This is a genomic window from Pseudomonas sp. LBUM1658 (genome assembly GCF_059716055.1).
In genome coordinates this window covers 283,558-308,937 of sequence record NZ_CP166798.1, presented here as the reverse complement: position 1 = coordinate 308,937, position 25,380 = coordinate 283,558, and the positions used below count along the sequence as shown (strand labels likewise).

Here is a 25,380-nt window from a genome sequence, read left to right as displayed (position 1 = left end):
CTGTATGACCCAGCCCGCGACTGATTCACCCTTGGTCAGCATCATTATTGCCTCATACAACCATTGCGCCTTTATCGAGGCGAGCATCACCAGCGTACTCACGCAGACTTACCCGAACATTGAGTTATTAGTGGTCGATGATGGTTCAACAGACGGTAGCGTCGAACGCATCCAGCGGTTGCAGCAACTTCATGGTTTCAGTTTTCTCGCACAGGAAAACAAGGGTTTGTCGCGAACGCTCAACGAAACCATAGCCCGGGCACAGGGCAACCTGATCGCTCCCTTCGGTTCGGATGATGTGATGCTGCCCACGCGCATAGCACTGCAAGTGGCATATCTAAGGGATAAACCCGAGGTAGGGATATGTGCCGGCAATATTCAAGAGATAGATGCCGAAGGGCTCCCGCTAGATAAGTTCCGCGATCTACCGCGGCGGCGCCTGGACTTCGAGGATGTTTTTCTCGACCGCAAACCAGGAGCGCCGGCGCCGACGCTGCTCTTTCGTCGTGAAGCACTGGAAAAAGTCGGTGGTTTCGATCCGCAGATTCGTCTGGAAGACTTGCTGATTCAGTTAAAGATCACCCGGGCAGGTTACTCCATCGATGTACTGAGCGAAGTGCTGGCCCATTACCGCGTGCACGGCAGTAACACCTACAAAAATCATCGTTTTATGACCGATAACGTTTTGCGCACCTATGCACAGTTCAGTGATCACCCGGCGTATGCACAGGTGTGCACGAATTTTCGCCATTCGATGCTGCTCAAGTGCGCGCGCCAGGACAAAAATCTCGCTCGCGAGCTGCTCGCGCAACTCCCGCTCAGAACATGGAATGCAAAGACTTTACGGGGCCTGTGGCGCCTGGCTTTGCCTCGAAACGATAAATGATGCGGTATTTTCCTGAATGACAACCACACAATCACTGAAAGCGACCCATCGGGGTTCAGCTCAGGCTGGAAAAATTTCTACCTGGCTTATTTTGTATTGGCTTCCCATCGGCTGGCTTGCCTTGCTCAGCGGGATGTTCTGGGTCGGTGATCGCGCCTTGTATCACAAACTTTACTACCTCACGCTTGCCGCGCCGACCTTGATAGCTCTGCTCCTCGCCCCACAGCTGCTCAAACAACTATTAAGCTCACCTTTGATAAGACTGTTCCTGTTGTTCTCGGCTTACATACTGATTTCGGTGCAATGGTCCGGCACCGAAGAAACACCCCTGAGCATGAGTAAACGCCCGCTCTACATTTTGATGCTGCTGTTTGCCGCAATGCTGATCACCCTAAAATCCCCCGACCGACTTGACGACATGACCAGGCTGGCAGCGATTCTTGCCGTAGTCTGTGCCGCCGCCTCACTGGTTTATTTCTTTTATTGTGAAGAAGGTGGCCGCTTCAGTGGTTATGGCGCCTTATACAACCCGTTGCTTAGCTCCCATGTATTTGGCTTTTTTTGCGCTTACTGGCTGAGCAGCTGGTATCTAGGCAGTAAATCGACCGCACTTTTACCTCTGGGCGCCATGGCCGTACTCTGGGCACTGCTGATCTTTAGCGGATCGCGCACCCCGATCATGGCCATGACCGGCTGCCTCCTGTGGATGGCCATCGCACAATGGAAACATCGACTGTGGCTGGTCATTGCCATGGCGATTGCCCTCGTCGTTGCCGCCCAATTGCTACCGCAATCGGATGATTTAATGGCCCGCGGGGTCTCCTACCGCCCCGCGATCTGGGCTGAAGCACTGCGGCAAATCCAGGCAAGCCCATGGATTGGCCTGGGCTTTACCCACCCGCAAGTCTTCTGGATCGAAGGGATTCACTATGCGCTGGCCGATCCACACAACATAGAACTCGGCGTACTGTTCGAGGGTGGCGTGGTTGGCCTGACGCTGTGGTTAATGATGTATGCCTATGCCATGTTTTACGCTTGGCAACATCGCGACCAACCCTGCGTGCTGATTGCCTCCACCTTGGTGGTCTATGGCTTTATGGCCGGCCTCACCGAAGGCAGTGCATTTTTTTCCCGCCCCAAGGAGCACTGGTTTTTAATCTGGATCCCTCTGGCCTTATTGGCAGCGACCCGATTGCGCCCGCAACAGCACGATCAAAGGACCGCCTCCGTTAACCACAGATCTGAAAATCGTCCATTTACCTGACGAGCTCGCACTGAAAAAACCCCAGAGTGTTTCCCTGAGGTTTTTTATTGCCGGGAATTTGTTAGCTTCTGACTCCTGCGGTGAATACATCAACAGCACAGGGGACTCCAGCACTCATGAACCAGCAGACCACGCCTGCGTCGGAGCTCGGGGCCACCACTGCGCAGACTGTTCCCAAAACGAAACCCGGGGAATCATTCAATGAAGCAGCCGCTGATGGTTTCATCCTCGGCGGTTTCACCTGGCGCCATCCACAGACGGATATCAGACGCCCTGTGGTGGTGATCAACGCGGCGACCTCGGTGCGCTGCCGACATTACTTTCGCTTCGCCGATTACCTGTTTGCCAACGGCTTCGACGTCATCACCTACGACTATCGGGGGATCGGCGAGTCACGACCGGCCTCCTTACGCGGTTTCAACGCATCATGGACGGATTGGGGCGCACTCGATTTCGAGGCCATGCTGCAACGGGCGACCCGGGAATTTCCAGGTCAACCCATAGATGTGGTCGGGCACAGCTTTGGCGGTTGCGCGGCCGGACTGGGTAGCTCGGGGCACCTGATCCGACGCCTGGTGACCGTAGGCGCACAGTTCGCCTATTGGCGCGACTACGCACCGGCCACCCGTTGGCGAATGTTCTGCAAATGGCACCTGCTGATGCCGCTGGTGACGGTGTTCTACGGCTACTTCCCCGGCAAGCGCCTGGGCTGGCTTGAAGACACTCCCGCTGGCGTGGTCCGGGACTGGAGCACCCCGACCGCCCTGTATGAGAGGCGTCCCAGCGGGCGCTTGCTCGAGCAACTGCCCTTCCACGCGGTCAAGGCGCAAACACTTGCCATCAGCCTCAGTGACGATCCCTATGGCACTGTTCCGGCCATCGAGCGACTGCTTGGCTACTTCAAGGCCAGCTCAAACTCGCACCTGCGAATCGCCCCGCAAGACATTGGCGAAGTGGAAATCGGACATTTCGCCTTTTTTCGCAGCCCGTACCAAGCCACACTATGGCCCATTGCATTGTCCTGGTTGCAAAACGGCGAGCTTGCTCCAGGTACGCCTGGGCGCTTAATGCCACGCACCTGATTGACCTGCCTGCCCTACTCAACAGCATACGGAATACGGAACGAAGCCCATGGCATCCGCGAACAAACAACACAAACGCGCCACCCGCGCAAAAGCCAAGGCCAAGCAGAATCGAACTCAACGCGCAGCCGCCGCAGTCGAAGCGCTGGACCCGAATGACGATCGAATCGACTTTGAATCGGTGGATCTGACCGAGCTGTTCAAGAAAATGCGCGCCGCCGAAACCACCAGCCAACAAGCCATGTGCGCGGCTTTCCTGGGAGACCCTCTGCTCGAATTGGTGCTTGAGCAGGAAGGTGAAGAAGGCGCGACCGACTTCATCCTGGCGGCACTCATCGAGTATCGCCAGTGGTCGACTGAGGTGGACGAGGCCGCAGCCCTTGCCTGGATCGAGAGCCCGCAATTCCAGGCTGACTATGTTGCTGCGTCGGACGCGCTGCTGAAGTCGTAACCCGACCAAAAACGGCCGCTGTCATCATTGACGGCAGTCGTTTTCGTCTATCGCCTTTTCCTTCCGTTTGACCGAACCTTACAGACGGATGATTTATCGATCCTCCATATTGCGTTTTAATGCTCAACAATCTCTCTCTGAAAACGACCAAACCAATGGCATCCCTGAACAAACAACAGAAACGCGCCAAACGCGCGAAGACCAAAGCCAAGCAACTGCGCATGGGCATCAGAAAACCCACGGCAATGTACGACGAGCCGACCGGCCTGGACGATGAGATAATTCCGGCGGACATCCTGGAGATGTTCCTCTTCATGAAAGACGCAGAAGAGACCACCAATCGCGTAGACATGCTGGTGAGAATGCTCATGTCGCTCAGCAAGATTATCGACAACCAGCCGGATCTGCTGGACATGGAAAATGCCGAGAACGAGGCGATGGCTGCCACCCACCTGGCGGCGGACATGCTGATTGATTACCGCATGTGGGCCGACGGCATTGATCGCGAGCAAGCCCAGCTCTGGCTTCAAGACCCTGAAGTCATCGCTGATTTCGGGACCGCGCTGGACAGCTATAAGAAGATGCTCGATATAGCGCTGAAAACGGACGAGTAATCCCATTCGTTAAAGCACCTGAAGTAAAAACGGCCGCTGTCATTTCTGACAGCGGCCGTTTCGGTTAAGCGGTTCGAATCAAACCATCAACTCAACACCACCACCCCACGCTTCTCGATTTTGCGACGATGCGCAACGATAATGCCGGCTGCAATCACCAGAATGCTCAGAACACCAGTGGCAAGAATTTCCACGCGATGCGCTTCTTGAAACAGCATGATCGCCAGCACCCCGACGATGAACACGATCACCGCGTAAGTCAGGCCCGGGAACAGCCACATCTTGTAGTCGATCTTCTCGCCGACAGCCATGCGCTTCTGACGCATGCGCAGTTGAGACACGGCGATTACCAGGTACACCAGCAAGGCAATGGCGCCGGAACTGGCGAGCAGGAATTCGAACACCGCAGCCGGGGCCACATAGTTGGCGAATACCGCGAGGAAGGCTGCCGCGGTGGACAGAATCACTGCCCAGTACGGCGTGCCGCTGTTGTTGGTGATCTTCGCGACTGCCGGGGCATCACCGCGGTTGCCCAAGGAGAAGAGCATGCGCGAGGCAGTGTACAACGCCGAGTTCAGGCAGCTGGTTACAGCGACCAACACCACCAGATCAACGATCAGCTTGGCGTTTGGAATGCCCATGCGGTCGAGCACGGTCTGGTAGGAACCGACCTGCGCCAGGCCTGAGTCGTTCCACGGCACCAGCGCCACGACGATGAAAATAGACACCAGGTAGAACAAGCCGATCCGCCAGATCACCGAGTTGGTGGCCTTGGAGATTTGTTTGCCAGGGTCTTTCGATTCGGCAGCGGCGATGGTGACGATTTCGGTGCCCATGAACGAGAACATCGTAGTCAGCATCGCAGCCAGGACCGCGCCCATGCCGTTGGGCAGGAAGCCTTGGGTATCGAACAGGTGCGAAACACCGCTGACCTGGCTTCCCGGCAGGAAGCCGAAGATCGCCAGCAACCCAAGAATGATAAAACCAATGATCGCGACGACCTTGACCAGTGCAAACCAGAACTCGAACTCGCCGTAATTCTTCACGCTGAACAGGTTGGTCACCGTCAGCAGCAAAGTAATGACCAGCGTGAAGGCCCAGATCGCCACATCGGGGAACCAGGCATGGAGGATGGTCGCGGCAGCGTTGGCTTCCAGCGGGATCACCAATACCCAGAACCACCAGTACAGCCAGCCGATGGTGAAACCGGCCCAGTGACCGATCGCCCGATCGGCATAGGTCGAGAACGAGCCGGTGTCCGGCGACGCAATGGCCATTTCGGCCAGCATGCGCATTACCAACACCACCAGGGTACCGGCGGCGGCATAGGCCAACAGCACAGCGGGACCGGCTGCGGCGATGGCGTGTCCGGAGCCGACAAACAGTCCGGCGCCGATCACACCGGCGATCGACAGCATGGTCACATGCCGTGGTTTAAGCCCCTGTTCGAGACCATTGGAGCTATGGGTACTGCTCATTGAAACTACCTTTGCGGGTGAAAGCGATTCAGTCCACCCCGTCTGCAGACTTTCTCGTAAAAAGAATCCAACGGGGCGTTCCTTATTTTTTACGCAAGTTTTGCGCCAAAATATTTCAAGACCCCTGACTACGGGGCCCGCAAGATGAATGGTCGGTTATCGCAAGTCATTGAGTTTAATGGCTATTCGCCACAGCGTTACCCAACACCTCACTTCAGAAACGAAATGCCGCACCAGAAACACACCGAAAAAGTCGTTCGTGCCCAGTAAAGGTGCGCATTAGCAACCTTTGGCTGACCGGCGCTTCCAACCCCCGGCCAAAGCTGGCACCATCGCGCCCTTTTTTACGCGGCAGCCGCCACAACAGAGATTCAAACGAGTGTTCGGTTGTTGATGGCGCGACAGTCTGCTGTGCCGATGCGACAACCTGCCACATGCCGGCTGTTTACCCCCCGTAGAGCTGTTGGCTGTCATTCAAACGCTATGCTAGCTTGGCCGCCTCGCCAGGAAGGCCACCAAAAGCAGGAGCGCTACAGAACAATGAGGACTGCACATGGCTGAGGCCACGCCCGCGCTTGAAATCCGCAACTTGCATAAACGCTACGGCACGCTTGAGGTACTCAAGGGTATCTCGCTGACCGCCCGCGACGGCGATGTGATCTCGATCCTGGGTTCCTCCGGTTCCGGCAAGTCCACTTTCCTTCGCTGCATCAACCTGCTGGAAAACCCGCATCAGGGCCAGATCCTCGTGGCCGGTGAAGAACTCAAGCTAAAAGCCGCGAAAAACGGTGACCTGGTCGCTGCCGACGGCAGGCAGATCAACCGCATGCGCAGCGAAATCGGTTTTGTATTTCAAAACTTTAACCTCTGGCCGCACATGAGCGTGCTCGACAACATCATCGAAGCACCGCGTCGGGTACTGGGGCAGAGCAAGGCCGAGGCTATCGAAGTTGCCGAAGCCTTGCTGGCCAAGGTCGGCATCGCTGACAAACGCCACGCCTACCCCGCCCAACTCTCCGGCGGTCAGCAACAGCGAGCGGCAATTGCCCGGACCCTGGCGATGCAACCCAAAGTCATTCTGTTCGATGAGCCGACTTCGGCCCTTGACCCGGAAATGGTTCAGGAAGTACTTAATGTGATCCGCGCGCTGGCCGAAGAAGGCCGCACCATGCTGCTGGTCACTCATGAAATGGGCTTCGCCCGTCAGGTTTCCAGTGAAGTGGTGTTCCTTCACCAAGGCTTGATCGAAGAGCAAGGATCGCCACAGCAGGTATTCGAAAACCCGCTTTCGGCGCGCTGCAAACAATTCATGTCCAGCAACCGCTAACGGAGCAACACGCATGCAGAGCTATAAAAAATTCCTCTTGGCCGCTGCCGTTACCATGGCGTTCAGCGCCACAGCTGCTGCCGAAACCCTGAAAATGGGCATCGAAGCGGCCTACCCGCCGTTCAACAATAAAGATGCCAGCGGTCAGGTCGTCGGTTTCGACGTCGATATCGGCAACGCTCTGTGCGCCAAAATGAAAGCCGAGTGCACCATCGTCACCTCCGACTGGGACGGCATCATCCCGGCCTTGAACGCGAAGAAGTTCGACTTCCTGATCTCCTCGATGTCGATCACTGACGAGCGCAAGCAAGCCGTCGATTTCAGCGAACCGTACTACTCGAACAAGCTGCAATTCATCGCGCCTAAAGCCAACGCCGACTTCAAGACCGATAAGGCCTCGCTGAAAGGCAAAGTCATCGGCGCCCAACGTGCGACCCTGGCCGGTACCTGGCTGGAAGACAACCTGGGTGACGCAGTCGATATCAAACTCTACGACACCCAGGAAAACGCCTACCTGGACCTGATCTCCGGCCGCGTCGACGCAATCCTGGCTGACAAGTACGTCAACTACGAGTGGCTCAAAAGCGACGCCGGCAAGCCATATGAGTTCAAGGGTGACCCGGTTGAAGAAAGCGACAAAATCGGTATTGCCGTACGCAAAGGCGACCCGATCCGCGAGAAGCTGAACGCCGCACTGAAAGAAATCGTCGCTGACGGCACCTACAAGAAGATCAACGACAAGTACTTCCCGTTCAGCATCTATTGATACTGACTTGCCTGTCCGTCACCGCAATCGAGCGGTGACGGACCTTGGCAAAGCCCGCCACGATCTAAAAAAAGAACTCCATGAATATCGATCTCTACGGATTCGGCCCGGCGCTCGCCGCTGGCGCGCTGATGACCGTCAAACTGGCTCTCTCGGCATTGTGCCTGGGGCTGGTACTCGGTCTGCTCGGCGCCTTGGCCAAGACTTCCCCGTACAAGCCGCTGCAATGGCTTGGCGGCACTTACTCGACGCTGGTTCGCGGTATCCCGGAATTGCTTTGGGTACTGTTGATTTACTTCGGCACCGTCAACCTGATGCGTGCCTTGGGCGAATTTTTCGGCAATCCCGATCTGGAACTCAATGCCTTCACTGCTGGTGTGATCGCCCTTGGCTTGTGCTTTGGCGCCTACGCAACGGAAGTTTTCCGCGGTGCGATTCTGGCGATCCCCAAAGGCCATCGTGAAGCCGGCGTAGCCTTGGGCCTGTCGAAATTCCGGATCTTCACCAGGCTGATCATGCCGCAGATGTGGCGCATCGCCCTGCCGGGGCTGGGCAACCTGTTCATGATCCTGATGAAGGACACCGCGCTGGTATCGGTGATCGGCCTGGAAGAGATCATGCGTCACTCGCAAATCGCGGTGAACTTCTCTAAACAGGCGTTCACCTTCTATATGGTTGCGGCCTTCATGTACCTGGGCCTGACAGTTCTCGCCATGACCGGCATGCACTTTCTGGAACGACGCGCCGCTCGCGGCTTCGCAAGGAGCACGCAATGAACTGGGAAGTGATCATCAAATGGCTGCCGAAACTGGCCCAGGGCGCAACCCTGACCCTGGAACTGGTTGCCATCGCCGTCATCCTCGGCTTGCTGCTGGCCATTCCGCTGGGCATCGCTCGCTCGTCGCGACGCTGGTATGTACAAGCCCTGCCTTTCGCCTACATTTTCTTCTTCCGTGGCACGCCGCTGCTGGTGCAGTTGTTCCTGGTCTACTACGGACTGGCGCAGTTCGACGCAGTACGCGAGAGCGTCCTGTGGCCTTATCTGCGTAATCCGTTCTGGTGTGCCACGGCCACCATGACCTTGCACACGGCGGCCTACATCGCCGAGATCCTGCGCGGCGCGATCCAGGCCATTCCACCTGGCGAGATCGAAGCCGCGCGGGCCCTGGGCATGTCCCGGCCCAAGGCGCTGTTCTACATCATCCTGCCGCGTGCGGCGCGGATAGGTTTGCCGGCCTACAGCAACGAAGTGATCCTGATGCTCAAGGCCAGCGCCCTGGCCAGTACCGTGACCCTGCTGGAACTGACTGGCATGGCCCGGACCATCATTGCGCGAACCTATCTGCCGGTGGAGATCTTCTTCGCCGCAGGCATGTTCTACCTGTTGATGGCCTACGTCCTGGTACGCGGCTTCAAGCTGCTGGAGCGCTGGTTGCGGGTCGATGCCTGCCAGGGACGCTGATCTGGCGCAGGTGTTGAAGGGCGAGCAGCTGCTCGCCCGCTTCAAGGCCCTGGATGCATTCCTCATCGAGCATCAGGCGTTGTGGCGACCGCGGCCCTTTACCCATCGGCAACTGCCCTGGGAAGCGCAGCATCCCCAGCTGGCCCACTGGCTGCGCCAACGTTCGCTGGACGACGCCGAAGCCAGCCACAACCAGCCACACCACCTTGATGCCCCGGCACCCTTTGCTGCGCTGGCGGCCAGCTCGGTCGCCCTCAGCGCTGTTGGTGATCTGCCCAGCCGTCCGCTCGATTCTGCCACCCGGCGCTTGAACGTCGATGTACCTGGGCGCAAATGGCAGCAGATCGAGGCCTTCGCCGGTTGTCTGCAGTTTGCTGAAACACCCACCCACTGGCTCGACTGGTGCGCTGGCAAGGGCCATCTGGGTCGACGCCTGCTACAAAGCGGGCAACAACTGACGTGCCTGGAATACGACCCGGCGCTGATCGCCTCGGGTCAGCAGCTCAGCCAACGCCACCGACTGCCCGCAACCCACGTACAACAGGACGTTCTGGCAGATGACGCCGTTTCGCGCCTGAGCACCGGGCAAACACCGGTCGCCCTGCACGCCTGCGGCGACCTGCACGTGCGCCTGATGCAACTCGCCAGCGCCACAGGCTGCAAGCAACTGGCTATCGCACCCTGCTGCTATAACCGCATCCAGAGCGATGAGTACCAGGCACTGTCCAGTGCAGCCAAGGCATCAGGCCTGCGGCTATCGCTGGATGACCTGGCACTGCCCCTCAGCGAAACCGTCACCGCTGGCGCTCGTGTACGGCGTCAGCGTGACACCTCAATGGCTCGGCGCCTGGCCTTTGATCTGCTGCAACGGGAACTGCGCGGCTGCGACGAATACCTGCCGACGCCTTCATTGCCCAGCGCCTGGCTGGACAAGCCGTTCGCCGACTATTGCCGTGACCTCGCCGCCCTCAAAGAGTTATCCACAAGCGAACAGGATTGGTTGGCATTGGAAGCGGCAGGCTGGCAGCGGTTGGCCCACGTCCGCAATCTGGAGCTGGTGCGAGGCCTGTTTCGGCGCCCCCTGGAACTCTGGCTGGTGCTCGATCGCGCCTTATTTCTGCAAGAGCAAGGTTACGGCGTACGTCTCGGGCTGTTCTGCGAAACCCCACTGACACCGCGCAACCTGATGCTCCTGGCCGAGCGCAAATAGTCACCAGCGTTTATCCTCCAGCCTGTGGATAACTCTGTTGATGAAAATTTCCCGGATCCAATACCAGAGCTGTTTCAGCGCTGAAACAACAACCGTTCAATTTTGTATCACTTAATAAAAAACCTAAAAAACAGCCAGTTGCGCGGGGATGGGGACGGATCCAAAAAATCACTTATAAATCCCGATTACGACCGGCCAGTTGTGCATAAGCATTCGAGCCAAACAACATAAACGGCATGGAAAAGCTGAGCTATTGTCTTCAAACGCCAGAATGGTCTGGCGCAAGGACAGCAAGGAGCTGGAACACCATGAGCACAGTGAACAGTGCACAGGAAGCTGTAGATACCGTCGCCGATCAGGCCATTCTCGCCGCCATACAGCAAACCTTCGCCGTCGGCGGCGCCATCATCGATAACGCGACCGGCGAAGTCATAGTCGCGATGCACAACAACGTACTGATGCCCTTCCTGGGCAACACCACCTACTTCCTGCCTCACGACCCGACCGCCCACGGCGAGCGGCAACTGGTCGACTGGTATTACGAGCACGTAGCGGCGCTGAACCTCCCGCCGCCCAGCCAACTGACAGTCGTCACCACCCTGGACCCTTGCGCCATGTGCGCCGGCTCGCTGCTCACCGCCGGCTTCAACGTCGCCGTCAGTGCGATCGATACCTACGCCGGGATCAACTACAACAGCCTGTTCAACTTCCCGTCCCTGCCGCCGCAGATTCGTCAGCAGGCGCAAAACACCTGGGCCTATTACGCCATCGGCGCCCCGGTCAACCGGGCCTATCAGGGCTCGACGAAGCCGGCATTCGGCGGTCAGGGTATCGATTCATCGAGCTACTACCTCACCGCTTCAATCTTCGACGCCAGCGTCAATACGGTGCGCGAAGCCAGCAACAACAGCGGCCTGGACCCTTCGCAACTGCAGAACCCGGCGACACTCCCGGCCAACAGTCCGGTGCGCAAAGCGCTGACCAAGCTCAGCCCCTACGCCTTGACCGTCACCTCGCTCAACCCGCGAGACCCCGGCGCGGAACTGGCCCCGCCGTTGCTGCAGACCGCGCAAAAAGCCGATGTCTTCAACTCCGTGGCCTTGCTCGACCCCTTCGGCAATCTGCTGGTGTGCCTCGGCGGAGTAGAAAACGAATCACCGATCCGTACCGCGTTCATGGAGACCACCCGCAGCTACGCCGTCATGCGCTGGACCTTGATGAACGACCCGGACCCGCTGGTCCGCGCACAAGCCGAGCAATACCTGACGCACCCCAAATACGGCACCTTCGTGTTCCTCTACGCCCCTGACCCGACCACCCCGCAAGCCGTGATGACCTTCGGCGCCTACGGCTCGACCATGGAAGGCCCGGTGCCCCAGAGTTACCCGTCGAACCTGCAATACGTGCTGCTACCGGGCAATACCACGCCTCAGGCGCTGGCGACCCTGGCCCAGAACCTGCCACCCTTCTATACCCAGAGCGTTCAAGTGGCACCGAATCAAGTCCTTAGCCAGGACCTGATCAACGCGGTCAAAAACGGCGTGTAGAGCGCGGAGTAAAGCTCAAAGCCTGATCCCTGAGTGATTCAGCGGATCAGGCTTAAACCATCCCCCCCAACTCGCTGCTGATGCACTGCGCCGCTCCACTCCGGGACGACGCCTTGGGCTGCGCTCTTCTAGACTTAATGGGTAGTCGTAGAAAGAATCGAACACGTCGCTTTGGTGCAGATGAATCCAAGGCAGCGTGGCAAGCTGCCTGTTATGCCCTGAAGAGGTGCGGCAAAGACCGCACCGGGCCCAACAAGATGCCCGCTCAGGGTGCCTGGCCAACGGCCTGAAAATGCCACGATACCGTGACGTGGTGTGAGTGCCGCAGCCGACACTTTCGGACGACCGACAACCGCCTGGTTTGTCCGTGACCGTGAGGAATGCTGTATGCCTGATGAGATGTTGCACCTGCCTATGGTCAACAGCCTGCTGGAGCGCCACAAGGGCTCCCCCGGCGCACTGTTGCCGATCCTTCATGAGATTCAGGAGGGCATCGGTTACATCCCCGATGCCGCCATCCCCGAGATTGCCCACGCCCTCAATCAGAGTCAGGCCGAGATTCGCGGGGTGATCAGCTTCTACCATGACTTCCGCACCGCGCCCCCGGCCCGGCATATCCTGCGTCTGTGCCGGGCCGAGTCCTGCCAGAGCCGCGGCGCCGAGCAGCTCGCAGCGCAATTGCGCGAACGCCTGCAACTGGACGACCACGGCAGCAGCGCCGACGGCAACATCAGCCTGCGCCCGGTGTATTGCCTCGGCGCCTGCGCCTGCTCGCCAGCCCTGGAGCTGGATGGCCAGGTGCATGCACGGCTCAGCGCCGAGCGCCTGGATGCCCTGCTCGACGCTTGCCGGGAGGACGCATGATGCCGCGCCTCTATCTGCCCATTGATTCCCTGGCCCGTGCCGTGGGCGCCGATGAGGTGGCCGTGGCCCTTGCCACTCAGGCCCGGGAACGCAATCTGCCGCTGGACCTGCAACGCACCAGCTCTCGTGGCCTGTACTGGCTGGAACCGCTGCTGGAAATGGACAGCCCGCAAGGCCGTATCGGCTTCGGCCCGCTGACCGCTGCCGATGTACCGTCCCTGCTCGATGCGCTGCAAGGCGAGCCGTCCGCCCATCCACTGGCCTTGGGCCCGGTGGAACAGTTGCCTTATCTAAAGACTCAACAACGGCTGCTGTTCGCCCGCGCCGGCATTACCCGGCCGCTGTCCCTGGAGGATTACCGGGCCCACAGCGGCTTCGAAGGCCTGACCCAGGCCGTTGCCCTGGGCGGCGAGCAGACCGCGACCGCAGTGTTCGATTCGGGTCTGCGTGGCCGTGGCGGCGCGGCCTTCCCGGCCGGGATCAAATGGCGCACGGTGCGCGGCACCCAGGCTGCGCAGAAATACATTGTGTGCAACGCCGACGAAGGCGACTCCGGCACCTTCGCCGACCGCATGTTGATGGAAGGCGACCCCTTCCTGCTGATCGAAGGCATGGCCATTGCCGGTCTCACCGTCGGAGCCAGCTACGGCTACATCTATGTGCGCTCGGAATATCCACAGGCCGTGGCCACCCTGCGCGAGGCGCTGGAAATCGCCCGGGCCGCCGGTTACCTCGGCGCCAATGTCGGCGGCAGCGGCCAGGCCTTCGATATGGAAGTACGAGTCGGTGCCGGCGCTTACATCTGCGGTGAGGAAACCGCGCTGCTGGACTCTCTCGAAGGCAAGCGCGGGATCGTCCGCGCCAAGCCGCCGATCCCCGCCTTGCAGGGCCTGTTCGGCCTGCCGACCCTGGTGCACAACGTGCTGACCCTGGCCTCGGTGCCGCTGATTCTGGCCAAGGGCGCGCAGTTCTATCGCGATTACGGCATGGGCCGCTCCCTGGGCACCATGCCCTTCCAGCTGGCGGGCAATATTCGTCACGGCGGTTTGGTGGAACGGGCCTTTGGCCTGACCCTGCGGGAACTGGTGGAAGAGTACGGCGGTGGTACCGCCAGTGGCCGGCCGCTGAAGGCCGCCCAGGTTGGCGGCCCCCTCGGCGCCTGGGTGCCGCCAGGGCAATTCGACACTCCGCTGGATTACGAAGCCTTCGCCGCCATCGGCGCCATGCTCGGTCACGGTGGAGTGGTGGTGGCTGACGACAGCCTGGACATGGCCCGCATGGCGCGCTTCGCGATGCAGTTCTGCGCCGAGGAATCCTGTGGCAAATGCACCCCATGCCGCATCGGCTCGACCCGGGGCGTGGAGGTGATCGACCGCCTGCTGGCCGCGCCAAACCAAAGCGGTCGTGATGAGCAGGTGATCATCCTCAAGGACCTGTGCGACACCCTGCAATACGGTTCGCTGTGCGCGTTGGGCGGCATGGTCTCCTTTCCGGTAGCCAGCGCCCTCAAGCACTTCCCCGCCGACTTCGGTCTGCAGCCCTCGGAGGCCGACCAATGATCACTCTCTTCGACCCGAACACCGATATCGATCTGGGCACCCCGGCCCGCGACAGCCAGGTGCAAGTCACCCTGAACATCGACGGCCGCAGCATCAGCGTGCCCGAAGGCACCTCGGTGATGCGCGCCGCCGCGCTGCTCGGCACCACCATTCCCAAACTGTGCGCCACCGACAGCCTGGAAGCCTTCGGCTCCTGCCGCATGTGCCTGGTGGAGATCGACGGCATGCGCGGCTACCCGGCGTCCTGCACCACGCCGGTCAGTGAAGGCATGAGCGTGCATACCCAGACGCCGAAGCTCGCGACCCTGCGCCGTAACGTCATGGAGCTGTACATCTCCGATCACCCGCTGGACTGCCTGACCTGCTCGGCCAACGGCAACTGCGAGCTGCAAACCGTCGCCGGCCAGGTCGGCCTGCGGGAAGTGCGTTACGGCTATGAAGGCGACAACCATCTGGCCGACCTGAAGGACACCTCCAACCCCTACTTCGACTACGACCCGAGCAAGTGCATCGTCTGCAACCGCTGCGTGCGCGCCTGCGAAGAAACCCAGGGCACCTTTGCCCTGACCATCACCGGGCGCGGTTTCGAATCCCGGGTCGCGGCAGCCGGTGGCGAGAACTTCCTCGACTCGGAATGCGTGTCCTGCGGTGCCTGTGTGCAAGCCTGCCCCACCGCGACCCTAATGGAAAAAAGCGTGGTCGAACTGGGTCAGCCCGAACGCAGCGTGATCACCACCTGTGCCTATTGCGGCGTGGGCTGCTCGTTCCGCGCCGAGATGAAAGGCGACCAGGTGGTGCGCATGGTTCCAGACAAGAACGGCCAGGCCAACCACGGCCACTCCTGCGTCAAAGGGCGCTTTGCCTGGGGCTACGCCACCCACCCGGATCGCATCACCAAGCCGATGATCCGCAAGCACATCAATGACCCTTGGCAGGAAGTCAGCTGGGATGAAGCGGTGACCTACGCCGCCAGCGAATTCCGCCGACTGCAGCAAAAATACGGCCGCGACTCCATAGGTGGCATCACCTCCAGCCGCTGCACCAACGAAGAAACCTACCTGGTGCAAAAACTGGTGCGCGCCGCGTTCGGCAACAACAACGTCGACACCTGCGCGCGGGTCTGCCACTCGCCAACCGGCTATGGCCTGAAACAAACCCTTGGCGAGTCCGCCGGCACCCAGAGTTTCGACTCGGTGATGCAGGCCGACGTGATCCTGGTGATGGGTGCCAACCCCAGCGACGCCCACCCGGTGTTCGCCTCCCAGCTCAAACGCCGCCTGCGTGAAGGCGCGCGGCTGATCGTCATCGACCCACGACGCATTGACCTGGTGGACTCGGTGCATGCCCGCGCCGAACTGCACCTGGCCCTGCGCCCGGGCACCAACGTCGCCATGCTCAACGCCCTGGCCCACGTCATCGTCACCGAAGGCCTGCTCAACCAGGCCTTTATCGACGCCCGTTGCGAGGGCAGCGATTTCGCCCACTGGAGCGAGTTCGTCAGCCGCGCGGAAAACTCGCCGGAAGTCCTTGGCGCCATCTGCGGCGTAGCCGCTGCCGACATCCGTGCCGCCGCCCGTCTGTATGCCACCGGCGGTAACGCGGCGATCTACTACGGCCTGGGCGTCACCGAGCACAGCCAGGGCAGCACCGCGGTCATGGGCATCGCCAACCTGGCCATGGCCACCGGCAACATCGGCCGCGAAGGCGTGGGCGTGAACCCGCTGCGTGGGCAGAACAACGTTCAGGGCTCCTGCGACATGGGCTCCTTCCCCCACGAGCTGCCCGGCTACCGGCACATCTCCAACGAGGTGGTACGGGCGCAGTTTGAACAGGCCTGGAACGTCACCCTGCAACCCGACCCGGGCCTGCGCATCCCCAACATGTTCGAGGCCGCCCTGGGCGGCAGCTTCAAGGGCCTGTATTGCCAGGGCGAAGACATCGCCCAGAGCGACCCCAATACCCAGCACGTCACCGCGGCGCTGTCGGCCATGGAATGCGTGGTGGTGCAGGATATTTTCCTCAACGAAACCGCCAAGTTCGCCCACGTGTTCCTGCCGGGCAGCTCGTTCCTGGAAAAAGACGGCACCTTCACCAACGCCGAGCGGCGCATCTCCCGGGTGCGCAAGGTCATGGAACCTCTGGGCGGCAAGGCCGACTGGGAAGGCACAGTGGCCCTGGCCAACGCCCTGGGTTACCCCATGAACTACCAGCACCCGTCAGAAATCATGGATGAAATCGCCAGCCTGACGCCGACCTTCAGCCACGTCAGCTACGCCTCACTGGATCGCCACGGCAGCCTGCAATGGCCGTGCAACGCCGCGGCACCGGACGGCACGCCGACCATGCACATCGAGGAATTCGTGCGCGGCAAGGGGCGCTTCATGCTCACCGGCTACGTGCCCACCGAGGAAAAGGTCAACAATCGCTATCCCCTGCTGCTGACCACCGGGCGCATCCTCAGCCAGTACAACGTCGGCGCCCAGACCCGGCGTACCGACAACGTCGCCTGGCACGCCGAAGACCGCCTGGAAATCCACCCGACCGACGCCGAGAGCCGTGGCATCAACGAAGGTGACTGGGTCGGCATCGGCAGCCGCGCCGGACAGACCGTACTGCGTGCGCGGGTCACCGAACGGGTCGCCCCAGGCGTGGTGTACACCACCTTCCACTTCCCTGAATCGGGGGCCAACGTCATTACCACCGACAACTCCGACTGGGCCACCAACTGTCCGGAGTACAAGGTCACCGCCGTGGAAGTCAGCCGCGTCTACCACCCTTCCGAGTGGCAAAAACGCTTCCAGGAATTTAGCGACGAACAACACCGCCTGCTCAAAGAACGCCGCCAGCCACGCACCACCGGAACAAAAGCCGAGGTACGCCGATGAGCACCGCCAACCTGATCAAAATGGCCAACCAGATCGCCCAGTACTTCGCCGGCGAACCGGACCAGCAACAGGCCGTGCTCGGCGTGCGTAATCACCTGCAGATGTTCTGGACACCCGGCATGCGCAAGGAGTTGCTGGCCTGGCAGACGGCGCATCAGGGAGCAGACTTGCACCCACTGGTGCAGGCGGCGGTAAGTGGGGCGGGTTGGGAGGCTTAGATTCACACGATCCCTTGGGAACGCCCCTTGGCCTGATTTCACAGGCCAAGGGGCGTTCCAGAGGCTTTTAAAGTCGGCCATTCGAGGGCGCGGAGTACCCACACACACCCAAGCGCAAAGCGTCAACACGGCCCACGCAAAAATAGTCAGATTTCAGGGGTTTACAGAACCAAACCAATCGCTATAATCATCGCCCAACACGCCGGTATAGCTCAGTTGGTAGAGCAACTGACTTGTAATCAGTAGGTCCCGAGTTCGACTCTTGGTGCCGGCACCATACAAAACGAAGGCTCGCAGAAATGCGGGCCTTTGTTGTTTCTGCAATCCAGAAATCTTACGGCTGCACATACCCCCCCCATAGGAGCTGCCGAAGGCTGCGATCTTTTGATCTTCGGCCCCAACACGAATCCGGCGGCCTCGGGAAAACATCGCAGGCCACGCCACCTCCGTGAGGTGGGGAGGCCGGCCAGATAAATCTCAGAGTTATTTTTGATACAGCGTCACTCACCAAAAATAAACCTGCTCCTTCTTATCTTAAACCGCTTGCAGGTCCCGCAACGCCTCGGGATGCTGGCTTGCAACTCGCAGCAACGTCTGCGCCGCTCCCGTAGGTTGCCGCCGGCCTTGTTCCCAGTCCTGTAACGTTCGCAAACTGACTCCAAGCAGTTTGGCAAACGCATTTTGAGAAACGCCCACTTTCGCCCGCGCTTCGGCAGCAGCCGACAGCTGCACTTTCGTCACTCGGGCGCCATTGCCGGCTTTCATTTGACGCACAGAGTCCAGCAAGTCCTTCTGGAACTGTTCCAGTTCATTGTCCATTGCTGATTTCCTCCTTCAGCTGCTTGAGGAAGGCTGCGGGTAAATTGTCGAATTTCGCCTTGGTATAAGCGATTAACAACCAAATAGAGCCTTCAGAAAGCGTGTTGTAGTAAATGACACGTGTACCACCTCGTTTGCCCATCCCGCGACGAGACCAACGAACCTTACGCAAGCCTCCACTACCAGGAACAACATCGCCGGCCAACGGATTGACCGCCAGCCACGCAATGAATTCATGACGTTCGCCATCGTCCCAGATGGACTCAGCATACCGCTTGAAAATTTCGGTTTCGATAATAGTAAACATGAACTCGACTATACGGCGTAGCCGTACAGCTGGGCAATGCACGTTCGTCTGATGAAGCGTGGTGCGCAGCGCCCCGATAAGACGGTGTGGTGATTTAATTTAGATTAATCACTACGACCCCTTTGGTTGGATTTTCCGTGGATACCGGAGGCGGTATGAAAATGTTATTTCTCATTCGCCATGCCAAGTCGAGTTGGGATGACGCTGCGCAGCCCGACAAAGACCGCCCATTGAACGATCGCGGCAGACGCGACGCGCCCAAGATCGGTGAGCGCTTGGCCAAGCGCGATCTGAAGCCCGATCTGATCCTGTCGAGCCCGGCCGTGCGTGCGCTCGAGACGGCGAAGATCATCGCCAGGAAACTCGATTACCGGCGCAAAGACATAGTCGTGGACGATCGGCTGTATGCCGTCGAGGCGAATGACCTGCTCGAGGTCATCCGCACGCTGGGCAACCGGCTGAAGTCAGTGATGATTTTTGGCCATAACCCCGCGTTGGTCGAACTCGCGCACCGGCTCTCCAGCGAGATCACCGACATGCCAACGTGCGCCGTCGCCGAGTTCAGGTTCGATGCGAAGTCGTGGTCAGAAATCGGCGAGATCGAGCCCGCACAAGTGGCGCTCGACTATCCAAAAAAATCCTAGGGAAATTCTGGAAAAGTCATCACCCTTGCGAACGCGGGGGTTCGGATGCCGCTCCCGCCTGGGGCCCTTCGCCGAGAAAGGGGGCGGTTTCCACTTCCAGCATCAGCAACACCATTTCCGTCAACTCGGCGTCGGACTTCTGTCCCGCATAGAGGTCATGGAGTGCTTTGGCGAAGGGAATGCGCAGGTCCTGGTTTTCTTCGCGGGCGGTATCGCTGTATTGCATGAGTTCGCTGATGGCTCGCAGCACAGCCGCTTGCCACCGAGCGGTGGTCCGAGGACCATCGCTGGTGATTGCAATCAACTTATCCTTCGTCAGCTGGCGAAGGGCAGGTTCGCGCAACGGCTTAAGCGGCTTTGGATTGCGAGTGATCTTTGACATACCGGACGATACTCAGCGTTTCCTGCCGGAACTGCTCGTAGTCGATCTGCTGGGCGTTAATAAAGGTGCTGCCCATCATGGTCAACGCGCCCATAAAGCTGGCTTCGGAAATCTCCTCGTCGCTCGCGCCAAACAAGCGCGCGGCTTCGGTATGGAACAGGGCGCAATACTTACAACGGGTCGCCCCGGACACCGCCAGACCTATCAGCTCCTTGTACTTATTAGGAATCTTGGTATCCGCCAGCCAGAAGTCCCGGGCCACGCCCCAGAATCCGCTCGCTCCGCTTTCCGGCATCTGCTTAATCCACTCTGGTACCTGACCTAGGGTCTGTTCAATTTCCCGATAGGTATCTTGAATGGCCATTTGACACCTCCTGCCTCTATAGAGACATCTGCTCCAGAGATATAACTAGTTTAGTTCGCTGGCGGCCATGCCAGAGCCGGCAGTAGGACAACTCCAGTAATGAATTCTTAAACATCGTAGAAACAACAGGATGGATTTAGATTTTTTTGGCGCAATGACGTACCACTAAGTACCTGGAGTTATCAAAATTAGCGGTTGGCTCAGGCGCCAACAAAATTGAGCTAGCGATGGCGGGCTCTTTGGCGTCGTGATCCTCAGTACGAATCACTGAGGAAACTCCAACACTCCGCCGTTAGGTCCTTTCATAGCAGCAGCGCACAAAAAATGCCCGTATCTTGCGATACGGACATTTTTATCCAATCTTTAGCCAATTGCTAAGCCACAGTTTGCAAATGACCAAGCACTTAATAACTGAGCGCGGCCAGCACATGTTCCGGGTCATTGTGAATCGCTCGTAACAGGGCACGGGCAGGGCCCTCTGGATCGCGGCGCCCTTGTTCCCAGTTGCGTAACGTCCCTACCGCGACATCAATTCTTTTGGCAAATGCCGCCTGAGAAAGGCCGGTGGCCAGGCGGATTTTCTTTACTTGAACAGCATCGATATGGAATTCACGCGATGGCTGACGCTCACCACGATCGATCTCATCCATTTGCGTCATGCTTTCTACTAGACGATCGAAGAGATTTTTTTCCATTATTTCCATCCTTTATTGATGGCACAAAGAACTGCTTTTTCTTTATCCGAGAGGGTGTCTTGAATACCTTTCCGGTAGATCAGCAGCAAACGTATCTGATAAGCAGAGATCACGTGGTAGTAGATAACTCGTACGCCACCACTTTTTTCCCTTGCCCTGCGCTGCCCAGCGGATTTTTCTCAACCCGCCTGTCCCTTCGATCAACGCTCCCGAGTCTGGGTGCTCCGCGAGGTACTGCTGCAATTCTCCGTACTCGTGATCGCCCAGATGACTTGATAGGTCAGCAGTGAAAATTGGCGTCTCGATGAAAATCATGCAATCCCTGCTATGCGTCAATGGCGTAGGCGGATTCTAGAAGCCTAACCAAAGAAGCGCAACTGATTGCCAAGCATCGGGCACAGAAATAAATGCCACCCACTCATTGTAAATGCGAACCGTTATCTTTAAAGTCTCCATCCTTTCCCGTCCCATGACTGTGCCGAATGTCGAGCATGACCACCGAAGAGCTGGAATTGGCCTTCAAGGCCCATGCGGGAGAGTTGCGCTCGTTTTTGTATCGGCAGTTGAGAAATACCGAGACCGCCGCCGACCTGGCCCAGGAAACCTACCTGCGCTTGTTGCGCCAACCGCCGCGCAAGCCGGTGCTCAACTTGCGTGGGTTTATCTTCCGGATTGCTCGTAACCTGGCCATCGATCACGCCCGCAGCCGTGGCACTCGGGATCAGCATGATCAGGGCATGGCCTATCTCTATGAGGTCACAGGCGAAAGCCCTGAACTGTTCGAAGTGGTCGCTGCTCACCGAGAGCTGGCGTCTCTGGCCGACGCGCTGCAACGGCTACCGGCGCAGTGTCAGCAGATATTTTTGCTGTGTCGTCTGCAGGGCATGCCCCACAAGCAGACCGCCGAGCAATTGGGTATTTCGGTCAGTACCGTTGAAAAACAATTGGCCATCGCTCTCGACTTTCTTCGCCAATGTCTGCAACGTTAACCGTTATGCACGATCGCCCGCTCACCCATGCCCTTGAACCCGATGTTCATCGCGTTGCCCATGCCTGGGTGATTCGCCTGACCTCGGGCGCTGTGCTGCCCGCCGATATTGCCGCGGCCCGCGCCTGGTGTGAGCAGGATCCGGCCCATCAAAACGCCTTCATCGAGGCCCGCCGATTGTGGCAATTGAGCGGGCACTTGTCCGTTCCGGTCGCCAAGCGCTCGTTCGCCCGGCACTGGGCGATGGCGAGTGCGGCGGTATTGGTGTTGGGATTGAGCCTGTTGCTGGTGCGGCAGAACGCTTGGGATGCGGATTATCGCACCGCTCAGGGTGAGCAAAAGCAGGTCCAGTTGGCGGATGGTTCACGGATCATCCTCGACTCGGACTCCGCGGTGGATGTGCAGCTGACCCCGAACGGTCGGCAGGTCGTGCTGCGCAAAGGCGAAGCGCTGTTCGACGTGGCCCATGACCCTGGGCGTCCGTTCAGTGTGCAAGCAGGGGACCTGCGGGCCACGGCGCTGGGGACGGTTTACGCGGTGCGCCGCGAAGGTGCGCAAGCGGATGTCACGGTTGCCCGAGGACGAGTGGCAGTCACCGATGCGTCAGCCAATGTGGTGCTGCAAGCGGGGGAAGCGGTCACCCGGCAGGCCAATGGCATGGGTACGAAACATCAGGTCGATACCGATAAGGCACTGGCCTGGCAACACGGGCGACTGGTGTTCGAGCTGACACCCTTGGCGCAGGTACTCAAAGAGATCGAGCGTTATCGTCCGGGATTCATCTTGATCAGCGACGACCGACTGCGTGATCTCAAGGTCAGCGGCAGCTTCCGGCTCGACCGCCTCGATGGAGGGTTGGCCGCGCTGGAGCAGGTGTTCCCGTTGAGAATCGAGCGCTACACCGACTACTTGATCGTTCTCAAACCCCGGGGCTGATTTATTTTTACGGGTCTGCGCGGCTCGTACGTCTTTCTTCTCTAAAACGATAATGCTTCGCATTTATTAGAGAGGAACACCGATGCACCGTCCGTTATCCCAAGGTTTTCAGCGTAAACCTCTGGCTTTGGCCCTGGGCCGAATCTCGTTCCTGTTGGCCTTGATTCCCGGGCTGGCGTTGGCTGAACCTCTGCAGTTCGATATCGGTGCCCAGCCGTTGAGCAGCGCGCTCAATCGCCTGGCGGCGCAGAGCGGTTTGCAAGTGATCTATGACGGTAACATGGTGGTGGGCAAATCGAGCCACGGTGTCAGCGGTCGCCAGGAACCGGAAGCGGCCCTCGCACAAATGCTCCAGGGCAGCGGCTTGACCTGGCGCGCCACCGGCAGCGGTAGCGTGATGCTGGAAAAACTGCCAGAGCCAACCGGGACGCTGGAGTTGGGCGCCACCAACATCAATGGCCAACAGCTGGGCGAAACCACCGAAGGTACGGGCTCGTATACCACCGGCACCACGCAAACGGCGACCAAACTGCCTTTGTCGATTCGCGAAACGCCGCAATCGGTGACCGTGATGACCCGCCAGCAAATGGATGATCTCGGCGCCCAGGACGTCGGCGATGTGTTGCGCAATACCCCTGGCATCTCCCAGCAGGCGTACGACAGCGACCGCATGGAGTTTTCCGCCCGCGGCTTCGCCATCACCAACTACCAGTACGATGGCGTCAACCGCATCTATGACGGTGTTTACGGTGAAGCGGCGACCAACGTCGATGCGGCCACCCTGGACCGTATCGAAGTGATCAAAGGCGCGACCGGCCTGATGACCGGCTCGGGTGACCCGTCCGCTACCGTCAACCTGGTGCGCAAGAAGCCGACCAAGGAATTCAAGGCGTCGATCAAAGGCACCGCCGGTTCCTGGGACAACTATCGCACCGAAGGCGACATCTCCGGTGCGTTGAACGATTCTGGCTCCGTGCGTGGTCGCTTCGTTGGCGCCTACCAGGACCGCAATTCGTACCTGGATCATTACAGCCAGAAGAAAGACCTGTTTTACGGCATCCTCGAAGCCGACCTGACGCCCGATACCCTGCTGACCTTCGGTATCGACAAGTCAAGCGTGACGCCGCGCGGCACCTCCTGGACCGGTAACCCGACCTACTTCTCTGACGGCGGCCGTACCGACTTCTCTCGTAGTTTCAACCCGGGTGCTGACTGGAGCCGTCGCGATTTCGACGACATCACCTATTTCGCCTCGCTGGAACAGGCGCTGGCCAACGACTGGAAACTCAAGGTCAGCCTCGACGAGAAAATCACCGATCACGACACCCGCCTGGCCTCGGCCAGCGGCGGCAACCCGGACCGGGCCACCGGCGAAGGCATGTTCCTGTTTTGGGGTCGCTGGGAAGGCCATCGCGTCCAGGACACCGCCGACGTGAACGTCTCCGGTCCGTTTACCCTGGGCGGTCGCGAACATGAACTGGTAGCCGGGGTCATGGCGTCCCACTCCCGCCAGACTGGCGCGACATTCGACACCAGCGCGTTCAGCATGGTGCCAGGCAGTATTTACGACTGGAACGGCGACCTGCCGGAACAGGACTTCCCGAAAAACGGCAAGTACGAACGCACCCAGAGCCAGAACGGTATTTATTTGGCGACACGCTTGCGTCCGACCGACGACCTGTCGTTCATCCTCGGCAGCCGTCTGAGCACTTTCAAGTACAACGAAGACTACACCTACGACGCAACCGCAGGCCTGGACGACACCCACGCCAGCTACAAGGAACATGGCGTCGTCACACCCTACGCCGGTGTGGTTTATGACCTGAACGATGTCTATTCGGTCTATGCCAGCTACACCTCGATCTACCAGCCCCAGATCTACAAGGACTCCACCGGCACGACGCTGGCTCCGGTTGAAGGCAACAGCTACGAGACCGGCCTGAAAGCGGCCTACCTGGATGGCAAGCTGAACGCCAGCCTGGCCTTCTTCCGCATCGAGCAGGACAACGTCGCCGAATCGATCGGCACCAACCCGATCACCAACGAAGGCATCTACAAAGCCATCGACGGCGCCACCACCAAAGGCGTGGAACTGGAACTGGCCGGCGAACTGCAAGAAGGCTGGAACCTCTCCGCCGGCTACACCTACGCCCGCACCCGCGACGCCGACGAACAACGGATCTTCGGTTACCCGCTGTCCACCAGCAAGCCGGAACATGTGGTGCGCATGTTCACCACTTACCGCCTGCCCGGTGCCCTGGACAAAGTCACCGTCGGTGGCGGCGTCAGCTGGCAGAGCGCCTTCTACGGCAAGATCTACAGCCCTACCGTCGGCGACTACACCCAGATCAAACAAGGCGGCTACACCCTCGTGGACCTGATGACCCGTTATCAGTACAACGAGCACCTGAGCTTCACCGCCAACGCCAACAACGTGTTCGACAAGCAGTACCTGACTGGCCTGGGCAACTTCGACACCACCTTCTACGGCGAGCCTCGCAACCTGATGCTCACCACCAAGTGGGATTTCTGATTCGCTGAAGTTGTAATGCCAGCGAGCTGAAAGCAAAAATGCCCCTTTCGTGAGATAAGGGCATTTAGCCAGACCGGCCAAAATCGGTTTGGTTTATTG

Annotated in this window: 25 protein-coding genes, 1 tRNA gene and 1 pseudogene; 20 read left to right on the top strand and 7 right to left on the bottom strand. The window is 59.2% G+C overall.

What is annotated here, in order from left to right:
• Nucleotides 1–4 precede the first annotated feature (4 nt).
• The 5 genes from ACA064_RS01380 (at nucleotide 5) to ACA064_RS01360 (ending at nucleotide 4,297) form a co-directional block, all read left to right on the top strand.
• On the top strand, nucleotides 5–886 hold the full coding sequence (locus ACA064_RS01380; protein ID WP_497671789.1) for a glycosyltransferase: 882 nt from the start codon (nucleotides 5–7) through the stop codon (nucleotides 884–886).
• 16 nt (nucleotides 887–902) lie between these two features.
• Complete coding sequence (locus ACA064_RS01375) at nucleotides 903–2,150, top strand: O-antigen ligase family protein (protein WP_497671788.1); 1,248 nt, start codon at nucleotides 903–905, stop codon at nucleotides 2,148–2,150.
• A gap of 116 nt (nucleotides 2,151–2,266) precedes the next feature.
• Nucleotides 2,267–3,232, top strand: coding sequence for an alpha/beta hydrolase family protein (locus ACA064_RS01370; protein WP_497671787.1), 966 nt, complete (start codon nucleotides 2,267–2,269; stop codon nucleotides 3,230–3,232).
• A 49-nt stretch (nucleotides 3,233–3,281) separates the two neighbouring features.
• Entirely contained in the window at nucleotides 3,282–3,683 is a 402-nt protein-coding gene (locus tag ACA064_RS01365; RefSeq protein WP_497671786.1) for a hypothetical protein, read from the top strand.
• 155 nt (nucleotides 3,684–3,838) lie between these two features.
• Complete coding sequence (locus tag ACA064_RS01360; protein WP_497674149.1) at nucleotides 3,839–4,297, top strand: hypothetical protein; 459 nt, start codon at nucleotides 3,839–3,841, stop codon at nucleotides 4,295–4,297.
• Between the two features lie 86 nt (nucleotides 4,298–4,383).
• Here ACA064_RS01360 and gabP read toward each other — a convergent pair whose 3' ends face one another.
• On the bottom strand, nucleotides 4,384–5,775 hold the full coding sequence (gene gabP / locus ACA064_RS01355) for a GABA permease (protein WP_497671785.1): 1,392 nt from the start codon (nucleotides 5,773–5,775) through the stop codon (nucleotides 4,384–4,386).
• 553 nt (nucleotides 5,776–6,328) lie between these two features.
• Between gabP and ACA064_RS01350 the strand changes: the two genes are divergently transcribed.
• The 11 genes from ACA064_RS01350 (at nucleotide 6,329) to ACA064_RS01300 (ending at nucleotide 17,890) form a co-directional block, all read left to right on the top strand.
• Nucleotides 6,329–7,102, top strand: coding sequence for an ABC transporter ATP-binding protein (locus ACA064_RS01350; protein ID WP_489358751.1), 774 nt, complete (start codon nucleotides 6,329–6,331; stop codon nucleotides 7,100–7,102).
• Between the two features lie 13 nt (nucleotides 7,103–7,115).
• The gene (locus tag ACA064_RS01345) at nucleotides 7,116–7,868 is read left to right on the top strand and encodes an ABC transporter substrate-binding protein (protein ID WP_497671784.1); all 753 of its coding nucleotides are present in this window, start codon (nucleotides 7,116–7,118) and stop codon (nucleotides 7,866–7,868) included.
• A gap of 80 nt (nucleotides 7,869–7,948) precedes the next feature.
• Nucleotides 7,949–8,644: an ABC transporter permease gene (locus ACA064_RS01340; RefSeq protein WP_497671783.1), complete on the top strand. Its 696-nt coding sequence runs from the start codon at nucleotides 7,949–7,951 to the stop codon at nucleotides 8,642–8,644.
• Complete coding sequence (locus ACA064_RS01335) at nucleotides 8,641–9,330, top strand: ABC transporter permease (protein ID WP_497671782.1); 690 nt, start codon at nucleotides 8,641–8,643, stop codon at nucleotides 9,328–9,330. The genes ACA064_RS01340 and ACA064_RS01335 overlap by 4 nt, the downstream gene beginning before the upstream one ends.
• A complete protein-coding gene (locus ACA064_RS01330; protein ID WP_497671781.1) occupies nucleotides 9,311–10,540 on the top strand; it encodes a methyltransferase in 1,230 nt (409 codons plus the stop codon). Before ACA064_RS01335 ends, ACA064_RS01330 begins: the two co-directional genes overlap by 20 nt.
• Nucleotides 10,541–10,848: 308 nt before the next feature.
• On the top strand, nucleotides 10,849–12,087 hold the full coding sequence (locus ACA064_RS01325; RefSeq protein ID WP_497671780.1) for a nucleoside deaminase: 1,239 nt from the start codon (nucleotides 10,849–10,851) through the stop codon (nucleotides 12,085–12,087).
• Nucleotides 12,088–12,474: 387 nt separating this feature from the next.
• Nucleotides 12,475–12,951 carry a formate dehydrogenase subunit gamma gene (locus tag ACA064_RS01320; protein WP_497671779.1) on the top strand — a complete coding sequence of 159 codons (477 nt, stop codon included), beginning with the start codon at nucleotides 12,475–12,477 and terminating at the stop codon, nucleotides 12,949–12,951.
• Complete coding sequence (locus tag ACA064_RS01315; RefSeq protein ID WP_497671778.1) at nucleotides 12,948–14,510, top strand: formate dehydrogenase beta subunit; 1,563 nt, start codon at nucleotides 12,948–12,950, stop codon at nucleotides 14,508–14,510. Before ACA064_RS01320 ends, ACA064_RS01315 begins: the two co-directional genes overlap by 4 nt.
• Nucleotides 14,507–17,395, top strand: a complete 2,889-nt coding sequence (gene fdhF / locus ACA064_RS01310) for a formate dehydrogenase subunit alpha (RefSeq protein ID WP_497671777.1) — start codon at nucleotides 14,507–14,509, stop codon at nucleotides 17,393–17,395. Before ACA064_RS01315 ends, fdhF begins: the two co-directional genes overlap by 4 nt.
• A complete protein-coding gene (locus ACA064_RS01305; protein WP_497671776.1) occupies nucleotides 17,392–17,613 on the top strand; it encodes a formate dehydrogenase subunit delta in 222 nt (73 codons plus the stop codon). The genes fdhF and ACA064_RS01305 overlap by 4 nt, the downstream gene beginning before the upstream one ends.
• A gap of 201 nt (nucleotides 17,614–17,814) precedes the next feature.
• A tRNA-Thr gene (locus ACA064_RS01300) sits at nucleotides 17,815–17,890 on the top strand.
• 257 nt (nucleotides 17,891–18,147) lie between these two features.
• Here ACA064_RS01300 and ACA064_RS01295 read toward each other — a convergent pair.
• Together ACA064_RS01295 and ACA064_RS01290 are read right to left on the bottom strand one after the other, a co-directional pair.
• Nucleotides 18,148–18,432: a helix-turn-helix domain-containing protein gene (locus ACA064_RS01295; protein WP_497671775.1), complete on the bottom strand. Its 285-nt coding sequence runs from the start codon at nucleotides 18,430–18,432 to the stop codon at nucleotides 18,148–18,150.
• Nucleotides 18,422–18,739: a transcriptional regulator gene (locus tag ACA064_RS01290; protein WP_497671774.1), complete on the bottom strand. Its 318-nt coding sequence runs from the start codon at nucleotides 18,737–18,739 to the stop codon at nucleotides 18,422–18,424. The genes ACA064_RS01295 and ACA064_RS01290 overlap by 11 nt, the downstream gene beginning before the upstream one ends.
• A gap of 155 nt (nucleotides 18,740–18,894) precedes the next feature.
• On the opposite strand from ACA064_RS01290, the gene ACA064_RS01285 reads away from it, so the two are divergent.
• Nucleotides 18,895–19,383 carry a SixA phosphatase family protein gene (locus tag ACA064_RS01285; RefSeq protein WP_497671773.1) on the top strand — a complete coding sequence of 163 codons (489 nt, stop codon included), beginning with the start codon at nucleotides 18,895–18,897 and terminating at the stop codon, nucleotides 19,381–19,383.
• A gap of 19 nt (nucleotides 19,384–19,402) precedes the next feature.
• Here ACA064_RS01285 and ACA064_RS01280 read toward each other — a convergent pair whose 3' ends face one another.
• The 4 genes and pseudogenes from ACA064_RS01280 to ACA064_RS01265 form a co-directional block, all read right to left on the bottom strand.
• Entirely contained in the window at nucleotides 19,403–19,609 is a 207-nt protein-coding gene (locus ACA064_RS01280) for a hypothetical protein (protein WP_497671772.1), read from the bottom strand.
• 121 nt (nucleotides 19,610–19,730) lie between these two features.
• A complete protein-coding gene (locus ACA064_RS01275) occupies nucleotides 19,731–20,129 on the bottom strand; it encodes a carboxymuconolactone decarboxylase family protein (protein ID WP_497671771.1) in 399 nt (132 codons plus the stop codon).
• A gap of 404 nt (nucleotides 20,130–20,533) precedes the next feature.
• Entirely contained in the window at nucleotides 20,534–20,824 is a 291-nt protein-coding gene (locus ACA064_RS01270; RefSeq protein WP_497671770.1) for a helix-turn-helix domain-containing protein, read from the bottom strand.
• Nucleotides 20,824–21,139, bottom strand: a pseudogene (locus tag ACA064_RS01265) (hypothetical protein). The gene ACA064_RS01270 and the pseudogene ACA064_RS01265 overlap by 1 nt, the downstream one beginning before the upstream one ends.
• Before the next feature lie 167 nt (nucleotides 21,140–21,306).
• Here ACA064_RS01265 and ACA064_RS01260 point away from each other — a divergent pair.
• The 3 genes from ACA064_RS01260 (at nucleotide 21,307) to ACA064_RS01250 (ending at nucleotide 25,281) form a co-directional block, all read left to right on the top strand.
• Nucleotides 21,307–21,813 carry an RNA polymerase sigma factor gene (locus ACA064_RS01260; RefSeq protein ID WP_489358734.1) on the top strand — a complete coding sequence of 169 codons (507 nt, stop codon included), beginning with the start codon at nucleotides 21,307–21,309 and terminating at the stop codon, nucleotides 21,811–21,813.
• A gap of 5 nt (nucleotides 21,814–21,818) precedes the next feature.
• Entirely contained in the window at nucleotides 21,819–22,748 is a 930-nt protein-coding gene (locus ACA064_RS01255; protein ID WP_497671769.1) for a FecR family protein, read from the top strand.
• Between the two features lie 82 nt (nucleotides 22,749–22,830).
• Nucleotides 22,831–25,281 (top strand): TonB-dependent siderophore receptor, encoded by a 2,451-nt coding sequence (locus ACA064_RS01250; RefSeq protein WP_497671768.1) that lies wholly within the window; start codon nucleotides 22,831–22,833, stop codon nucleotides 25,279–25,281.
• Nucleotides 25,282–25,380: the final 99 nt, after the last annotated feature.

What these genes read in the sequence shown, in the direction of transcription:
- ACA064_RS01330 (WP_497671781.1), top strand. Translation starts at nt 9,311, where the DNA reads ATGCCTGCCAGGGACGCTGATCTGGCGCAGGTGTTGAAGGGCGAGCAG.
- ACA064_RS01325 (WP_497671780.1), top strand. Translation starts at nt 10,849, where the DNA reads ATGAGCACAGTGAACAGTGCACAGGAAGCTGTAGATACCGTCGCCGAT.
- ACA064_RS01255 (WP_497671769.1), top strand. Translation starts at nt 21,819, where the DNA reads ATGCACGATCGCCCGCTCACCCATGCCCTTGAACCCGATGTTCATCGC.
- ACA064_RS01340 (WP_497671783.1), top strand. Translation starts at nt 7,949, where the DNA reads ATGAATATCGATCTCTACGGATTCGGCCCGGCGCTCGCCGCTGGCGCG.
- ACA064_RS01285 (WP_497671773.1), top strand. Translation starts at nt 18,895, where the DNA reads ATGAAAATGTTATTTCTCATTCGCCATGCCAAGTCGAGTTGGGATGAC.
- ACA064_RS01295 (WP_497671775.1), bottom strand. Translation starts at nt 18,432, where the DNA reads ATGGACAATGAACTGGAACAGTTCCAGAAGGACTTGCTGGACTCTGTG.
- ACA064_RS01280 (WP_497671772.1), bottom strand. Translation starts at nt 19,609, where the DNA reads ATGCAATACAGCGATACCGCCCGCGAAGAAAACCAGGACCTGCGCATT.
- ACA064_RS01360 (WP_497674149.1), top strand. Translation starts at nt 3,839, where the DNA reads ATGGCATCCCTGAACAAACAACAGAAACGCGCCAAACGCGCGAAGACC.
- gabP (WP_497671785.1), bottom strand. Translation starts at nt 5,775, where the DNA reads ATGAGCAGTACCCATAGCTCCAATGGTCTCGAACAGGGGCTTAAACCA.
- ACA064_RS01275 (WP_497671771.1), bottom strand. Translation starts at nt 20,129, where the DNA reads ATGGCCATTCAAGATACCTATCGGGAAATTGAACAGACCCTAGGTCAG.
- ACA064_RS01350 (WP_489358751.1), top strand. Translation starts at nt 6,329, where the DNA reads ATGGCTGAGGCCACGCCCGCGCTTGAAATCCGCAACTTGCATAAACGC.
- ACA064_RS01345 (WP_497671784.1), top strand. Translation starts at nt 7,116, where the DNA reads ATGCAGAGCTATAAAAAATTCCTCTTGGCCGCTGCCGTTACCATGGCG.
- ACA064_RS01370 (WP_497671787.1), top strand. Translation starts at nt 2,267, where the DNA reads ATGAACCAGCAGACCACGCCTGCGTCGGAGCTCGGGGCCACCACTGCG.
- ACA064_RS01365 (WP_497671786.1), top strand. Translation starts at nt 3,282, where the DNA reads ATGGCATCCGCGAACAAACAACACAAACGCGCCACCCGCGCAAAAGCC.
- ACA064_RS01380 (WP_497671789.1), top strand. Translation starts at nt 5, where the DNA reads ATGACCCAGCCCGCGACTGATTCACCCTTGGTCAGCATCATTATTGCC.
- ACA064_RS01335 (WP_497671782.1), top strand. Translation starts at nt 8,641, where the DNA reads ATGAACTGGGAAGTGATCATCAAATGGCTGCCGAAACTGGCCCAGGGC.
- ACA064_RS01375 (WP_497671788.1), top strand. Translation starts at nt 903, where the DNA reads ATGACAACCACACAATCACTGAAAGCGACCCATCGGGGTTCAGCTCAG.
- ACA064_RS01290 (WP_497671774.1), bottom strand. Translation starts at nt 18,739, where the DNA reads ATGTTTACTATTATCGAAACCGAAATTTTCAAGCGGTATGCTGAGTCC.
- ACA064_RS01270 (WP_497671770.1), bottom strand. Translation starts at nt 20,824, where the DNA reads ATGGAAAAAAATCTCTTCGATCGTCTAGTAGAAAGCATGACGCAAATG.
- fdhF (WP_497671777.1), top strand. Translation starts at nt 14,507, where the DNA reads ATGATCACTCTCTTCGACCCGAACACCGATATCGATCTGGGCACCCCG.
- ACA064_RS01260 (WP_489358734.1), top strand. Translation starts at nt 21,307, where the DNA reads ATGTCGAGCATGACCACCGAAGAGCTGGAATTGGCCTTCAAGGCCCAT.
- ACA064_RS01315 (WP_497671778.1), top strand. Translation starts at nt 12,948, where the DNA reads ATGATGCCGCGCCTCTATCTGCCCATTGATTCCCTGGCCCGTGCCGTG.
- ACA064_RS01320 (WP_497671779.1), top strand. Translation starts at nt 12,475, where the DNA reads ATGCCTGATGAGATGTTGCACCTGCCTATGGTCAACAGCCTGCTGGAG.
- ACA064_RS01305 (WP_497671776.1), top strand. Translation starts at nt 17,392, where the DNA reads ATGAGCACCGCCAACCTGATCAAAATGGCCAACCAGATCGCCCAGTAC.
- ACA064_RS01250 (WP_497671768.1), top strand. Translation starts at nt 22,831, where the DNA reads ATGCACCGTCCGTTATCCCAAGGTTTTCAGCGTAAACCTCTGGCTTTG.